The organism is Arsukibacterium sp., from assembly GCF_033722355.1.
In the GTDB taxonomy this organism is placed as follows: domain Bacteria; phylum Pseudomonadota; class Gammaproteobacteria; order Enterobacterales; family Alteromonadaceae; genus Alishewanella.
This window is the reverse complement of the sequence record NZ_JAWVZF010000177.1, coordinates 1-5482: the sequence shown is the minus strand read 5'-3', so window position 1 is coordinate 5482 and position 5482 is coordinate 1. Positions and strand designations below refer to the sequence as shown.

Sequence of the window (5482 nt, the reverse complement as noted above, 5' to 3'; positions counted from 1 at the left end):
TTGCTGAAGCGGTGCTGTTTGCGATATCGGCCCACCCAAGATGCGATGTCCGAGAAATTACCCTGATGCCAACGAAGTAGCCGGCATAATCTGACAAATACCGTTGAGGGTAAATGCCTGCATTATTTTGTTACTTGCCAACACGTAAATATAACGTGTACCTTAGTTTAAAAAGCGCCGCAGCTATCTGCTTACCGGCCGGCAATAACAATAATCATGAGATGGCTATGATAAAAAAACTCGGGCTGGCAGTGCTGGCATTGGCAGCCCTGAATGGCTGCGCAACCATGGACAAATCGCAATGCCTTACTGCCGACTGGCGCACAATTGGCTTTGAAGACGGTGCCAGCGGTAAACCTGAAACCGCTATTGCCAGCTATCGCCAGGACTGTGCAGACCATGGGGTTTCGCCCGATCTTAATGCTTACCGCCTTGGCCATCGCCAGGGTTCTGAGAACTTTTGCACGCGACGAAATGGCTTTAATGTCGGTTCACGCGGTGCCAGTTACCAGGGTAGCTGCGCGCCGGAACTTGAGCAGGAGTTTATGCTGGGCTATCGGGATGGTCAGCAATTATTTGAGTTTCGCCAAGCAGTAAAAAATGCCCGTTCTGCGCTGGACCGGCAACACCGGCAAATCAGCAACGTGGAGCAGCAGATCGCCGTACACACTGAGTTACTGGTTGCAGATGGCCTGGTACGGGATGAACGTATCCGGTTATTAAATGAAATTGAAGCGCTGAAAGCCGAACATTTTGATTTGATAAATCTGCTACCTGAACTGGAGAGGCAGCTGCAATACGCAGAACAACAGCTGCAACAAGGCGAGCAGCGGTTTATCCCGTACCGCTGAAGCTTGGTTTTATTTTGATAACAGCTAAACAGGACATCAGAGATGGCGACAGCATTTAAAGAATACAAAATGATCTATATCGCCGAAGGTGGCTGCGGCACGATTTTCCTCGGGGCATCGGGCCTGCCATTAAAAAAGGTGGAGGCTGAGCTCAATGCCCAGGCAGCGCAGGGCTGGCAGGTAGTATTTCAGTTAATTGAACAAAAACGCTTCTGGTTATTCTGGACCCGCGAGGCCATGATTGTGACACTGGGCCGCTAAGATGCAACGCCTGCTGCTTTGGCTTATCCGCCGTTATCGGAAAACCGGCGGCGGCATGCGCTGGTTTGGCATTGAATGCAACTTTCGCCCCAGCTGTTCCGCATACACCTATACTGCTATCAAACGTTATGGCGCAATTAAAGGGGTTGGCATGGGTTGGCGGCGGATAAAACGCTGTAACCGGCATGACAGTTTTTGTAAATGCATTGAACCGGTGCCGCTAAAAGGAGCAAATAGCAGTGCTGAATCAACAACAGGTTGACGCCGAAGAAGAACAGTTGCGCGAGCAGGTTGCAGCCCTGCCCGATGCCCAGCGCAGAGCGTTTTATCAGCAACTGAAACCATTGCTCCGGGATCCTGATACTTATGCCACGTTAAACTGGTGCTTTTTAGCCGGTTTGCATCATTTCTATCTTGGCCTGTGGGGCCGCGGCCTGATTAATTTACTGGTATTTATTGCCGGTGTTGTCCTGCTATTCACCTCATATTGGTTACTGGCCATTATGCTGCTGGTATTTGTCTCAGTTATCGAACTGTGGACGCTGTTTCGCGCCCAGATTATTATTCAACACTGGAATAATCAGCTGACGCGTCGCTTATTGCAGCGTCAGCCCTATAGCGATACTAACCCTTAAAACCGCTCCACCACTTTGGCCCGCATCGCCGGGTTAGCAAAGTCCAGCTCAACCGGTTGCTCAAGGATAATCTGTCCCACTACCACTGCATCGGCTGCGATATGTAAACTGGGTTTGCTGTTATTACCCCAGCCAAAAAACGATTTTTTGTTACCGGGCTTTTTAAAGATGACATCACCTTGCACCACAGTATTGCCTGCCAGCTGAATATCACCATTAACCGTGCTGATGTTGCTCGCCAGCTGGCCATTGTGAAAAGTAATATCGCCGTTTATCGTCACCACATCGCCGGCGATCCGGGCATTGTCTTTGGTTATAATTTCTCCATTTACTGTGCTGAGGTTGCCATTGACAGTGAAATTGCGACCGGCCTCAATTGCACCGTTAACGGTTTCAGCATTATCAATGGTGACATCATCGTCAACAGTAATGCTGCCATTAACCAGCGAAACAGTTTTAGCACTGCTGTTACTGGCCATTTTCACACTGCCGTTAACCAGCGACACATTACCATAGTGCTCATTGCTTCCTACCACGGCGCTTCCCATCACTTTGTCGATATTGCCGTGAGGGGCATCAGCCAGTGCTTTGCTGTATACACCATCAAACATTATCGTTGCAGCAATTAACGTGGTAACCGTAACCAATTGTGAGAATTTCATTTTTGTTTCCTTACTTTTGTTAGTCTTGCCAATCAGTTTGCAAGCGCTTTGCCAAAATTATCTAATTGAAATATATAGATTTAATCCCGCAGCCAAGTTGGTAGAAATAACAAAACCGCTACTATTTAGTTAAATTCGCTAATCAGCAGGCAGTACCGGAGCCGGTGCGGCGAACGGCGAAGTCTGGGTAAAGGGTTGCTGCGCACCCTTGAAAATAAATTTACCACAAGGTAATTTTAGCGTTATTATTTTGACCGACTTTGTTAACGGAGAGGCAAGGTGAAAAAAATAACAGATTCATTACCAGGCAATAGCGGGGCTGTCATCAATAAGGCACTGTTAACGACTGTACTAATATGCGGCGTTCTGACAACAAAAGTACTGGCAAATCCCGCTGTGCAGGAACATCAAGCCAATATGCTGCTGGCGATGATGCAGCAAAGCGGTGAGCTGACAAGGCTGGCGGAGTGTGTCGGCTTAACTGAGGCCCGGCTGAAAAATGTTTACCGGCAAACTTTTATGGAATGTGGTATAGGCGATATCACCGCTGAAGAGTCCGATCCGCAGCACCTGGCCTGTCTTCAGCAGGGCATGGTAAACCACAGTGGCGTGGCGGCAGAGCGCTGGCAAGCGTGTGATAACGGTGATGACGAGCCAGAGGATTTGTTAATGGCTGAGCTTGATGCATTAACGGAACGGATAGGTGAGCGTGAACCGACTGCCGCAGAACAACGGCAAATGGATCAGATTATCGAACGGATGCAGCAGCGTGGGGTGGCTGACATGGAGCAACTGGTCGATGGCATGATTGCCGGCAGTCAGGGCTCAGACGCTTTAGTCACGCTGCCGGTGTATCCACAAGCAAAACTACTGATTAATATACCCGCGCAGGGCGAAATGGTAATTGCAGGGCAGCGCTATGTTACGCTACCCGGCGCGTCATTTGTGACAACGGCAAGCCCGGCCGACGTGTTAGCGTTTTATCGCCAGCAACTACCCGCTTACCGGGAACACCGGCCTTCAACAATGGCAGCCACCCACGTCGCCTACATGCAAAATGTCCCTGCAGGCTTTGATTACGTTAAAGATGCTGGCCGGGCAATGGGCATTCCGCATATTTTTATTCAGCCTGCGTCTGCTCAGGAACAAACACAGCTGCCCGGGGCTCAAACGCTGTTTTTTGTTTATTACCCAACGGCCGATTAGCTTTTATTCGTCTTGTTCTGAAGCACGGATTTTCCGTGCTTCAGCTTCAGCAAACGCCGCTTTAATTTGCTCGAGCACGGCGTCGACATCCGCGGCGCTTTCATCAGCGATAAATTCGCCGGTTAATTCTGTTTCAGGCCGCAACTCTCCGGCTTCATATAACGCCCAGATTTCACCGGCATAATTGGTGTGCAATAACTGTGGTGCATACTGGCCGTAGTAGTCACGCATATTATTAATATCGCGCTCCAGCATCCATTTGGCGTTGTTATTTGCCGCTGCATCTACCACCTGAGGTAAGTCAATAATAACCGGCCCGTAGTCGTCAACCAGTACATTAAACTCTGACAAATCGCCATGAATCAGGCCTTCGCACAGCATCATTACCACGTATTGCATCATCGTTGCATGGTCTGCCAGGGCAATATCTTCAGCCATCGCGACATCGCCTAAGCGCGGCGCAACCATCCCCTCGTCATCGCAAACCAGTTCCATCAGTAACACGCCGTCATAGCAACCATAAGGCTGAGGCACCCGCACGCCCGCTCTGGCCAGCTTAAACAACGCATCCACTTCGGCATTTTGCCAGCTTTGTTCCTGTTGGGCGCGGCCAAACTTTGAGCCTTTTTCAATAGCACGGGTACGGCGGCTGTTGCGGCCTTTGCGACCTTCCTGATAAAGCACTGCTTGTTTAAAGCTGCGTTTGTCCGCTTCTTTATAAACTTTGGCGCAACGAATATCCTCGCCACAACGGACGATATACACTGCAGCTTCTTTGCCGCTCATCAGTGGCCTGATAACTTCATCCACCAGACCTTCATCGACCAGCGGCTGAATACGTTTCGGTATTTTCATAGCGCCCTTATACCCTAGATAACTGCGCCAGGGAATATGTTCTGCGCGGCCAGGCGTTAAAAAAGTCGGGCCATGGCGTTCACGTCGACTAGCAGCAGCGCTTATCAGATTTGACATCCTGCCATTTAACCTCGCAACAGCCAGTAATAATTTACTGCCATAAGTAATTTTTACCTGGTTATGCTCACAGTAAGGCAACAAATTGGGCCTGCCCGCAACAACTTAGCGAAGCTGGCATGATGTTCGCTTCTGCTAATAATGCATTTGAGCAGAACATATGCATGTTGCTGACTCATTTCTCTGTTAACCGATAACACAAGGAGATGATGATGAATATTAAAGAGGTAATGACCCCCAAGCCGGTTTTGGTTAAACCTTCCACTTCGGTGAAAGAAGCAGCGGCTCAGATGGCGCGCGAAGGTATTGGTTTCATTCTGGCCGGTGCGGATGATGAATTAAAAGGTACGCTGACCGACCGCGATATCGTGCTTAGAGCAGTGGCAAAAGGTAAGAATGTCGATAGCACGACAGTAGCAGATATTCTGACCGATGACCTGCTGTATTGCTTTGAAGATCAGGACGTCGAAGAGGTGGCCCGGAATATGGGTGAACAGCAGGTTCGTCGTTTACCCGTGGTAAATAAACAGAAACGCCTGGTTGGCGTGGTAAGCCTGGGCGATCTGGCTAAACATTTACGTCCGGAAACGGCGGGTAAAGTACTGGGTGATATTTCAATGAAATTTACCAGCCACTAACTGTCGCAGACGGCACGATATGTCTTATCAGTGATCAACATCAGCACAACCATCTTCTGGTATGTGCTGATGCCTTTGATAGCTGTGCCACAAGGTGGCATGCTACGGCAGTAAAGCGTGTCACTGAGCCCGGACTACAATCCGCGGATCGTACTCCGGGCATCCTGCCATTGTCACGCCATAGTCATACTCACCCTCGGCGTCAGCAGTAATCAGACAGCGCAGCATGCCATTATCATTGGCGGCCAGCCGGCAAC

At 49.6% G+C, this 5482-nt stretch carries 8 protein-coding genes; 6 read left to right on the top strand and 2 right to left on the bottom strand.

The genetic code is table 11. The features are described from left to right. Positions 1 to 227 precede the first annotated feature (227 nt). The 4 genes from R3177_RS12890 to R3177_RS12875 are packed head-to-tail and all read left to right on the top strand — an operon-like array spanning position 228 to position 1747. Positions 228 to 851 (top strand): DUF2799 domain-containing protein, encoded by a 624-nt coding sequence (locus R3177_RS12890; protein WP_318971437.1) that lies wholly within the window; start codon positions 228 to 230, stop codon positions 849 to 851. A 42-nt stretch (positions 852 to 893) separates the two neighbouring features. Then, complete coding sequence (locus R3177_RS12885) at positions 894 to 1112, top strand: DUF4177 domain-containing protein (RefSeq protein ID WP_318971436.1); 219 nt, start codon at positions 894 to 896, stop codon at positions 1110 to 1112. A 1-nt stretch (position 1113) separates the two neighbouring features. After that, positions 1114 to 1374, top strand: coding sequence for a membrane protein insertion efficiency factor YidD (gene yidD / locus R3177_RS12880; protein ID WP_318971435.1), 261 nt, complete (start codon positions 1114 to 1116; stop codon positions 1372 to 1374). Further along, positions 1352 to 1747, top strand: coding sequence for a TM2 domain-containing protein (locus R3177_RS12875; RefSeq protein WP_318971434.1), 396 nt, complete (start codon positions 1352 to 1354; stop codon positions 1745 to 1747). The genes yidD and R3177_RS12875 overlap by 23 nt, the downstream gene beginning before the upstream one ends. Here R3177_RS12875 and R3177_RS12870 read toward each other — a convergent pair. After that, the gene (locus R3177_RS12870) at positions 1744 to 2409 is read right to left on the bottom strand and encodes a hypothetical protein (protein ID WP_318971433.1); all 666 of its coding nucleotides are present in this window, start codon (positions 2407 to 2409) and stop codon (positions 1744 to 1746) included. The two genes, R3177_RS12875 and R3177_RS12870, sit on opposite strands and share 4 nt — an antisense overlap. A 279-nt stretch (positions 2410 to 2688) precedes the next feature. Here R3177_RS12870 and R3177_RS12865 point away from each other — a divergent pair, with 279 nt between their 5' ends. Next, complete coding sequence (locus tag R3177_RS12865) at positions 2689 to 3615, top strand: hypothetical protein (protein WP_318971432.1); 927 nt, start codon at positions 2689 to 2691, stop codon at positions 3613 to 3615. A gap of 3 nt (positions 3616 to 3618) precedes the next feature. Here R3177_RS12865 and R3177_RS12860 read toward each other — a convergent pair whose 3' ends face one another. Continuing rightward, positions 3619 to 4470 (bottom strand): PA4780 family RIO1-like protein kinase, encoded by an 852-nt coding sequence (locus R3177_RS12860; protein ID WP_318971431.1) that lies wholly within the window; start codon positions 4468 to 4470, stop codon positions 3619 to 3621. 329 nt (positions 4471 to 4799) lie between these two features. On the opposite strand from R3177_RS12860, the gene R3177_RS12855 reads away from it, so the two are divergent. Then, on the top strand, positions 4800 to 5225 hold the full coding sequence (locus R3177_RS12855; protein WP_318971430.1) for a CBS domain-containing protein: 426 nt from the start codon (positions 4800 to 4802) through the stop codon (positions 5223 to 5225). Positions 5226 to 5482 lie beyond the last annotated feature (257 nt).

What these genes read in the sequence shown, in the direction of transcription:
- R3177_RS12860 (WP_318971431.1), bottom strand. Translation starts at nt 4,470, where the DNA reads ATGAAAATACCGAAACGTATTCAGCCGCTGGTCGATGAAGGTCTGGTG.
- R3177_RS12870 (WP_318971433.1), bottom strand. Translation starts at nt 2,409, where the DNA reads ATGAAATTCTCACAATTGGTTACGGTTACCACGTTAATTGCTGCAACG.
- R3177_RS12855 (WP_318971430.1), top strand. Translation starts at nt 4,800, where the DNA reads ATGAATATTAAAGAGGTAATGACCCCCAAGCCGGTTTTGGTTAAACCT.
- R3177_RS12885 (WP_318971436.1), top strand. Translation starts at nt 894, where the DNA reads ATGGCGACAGCATTTAAAGAATACAAAATGATCTATATCGCCGAAGGT.
- yidD (WP_318971435.1), top strand. Translation starts at nt 1,114, where the DNA reads ATGCAACGCCTGCTGCTTTGGCTTATCCGCCGTTATCGGAAAACCGGC.
- R3177_RS12890 (WP_318971437.1), top strand. Translation starts at nt 228, where the DNA reads ATGATAAAAAAACTCGGGCTGGCAGTGCTGGCATTGGCAGCCCTGAAT.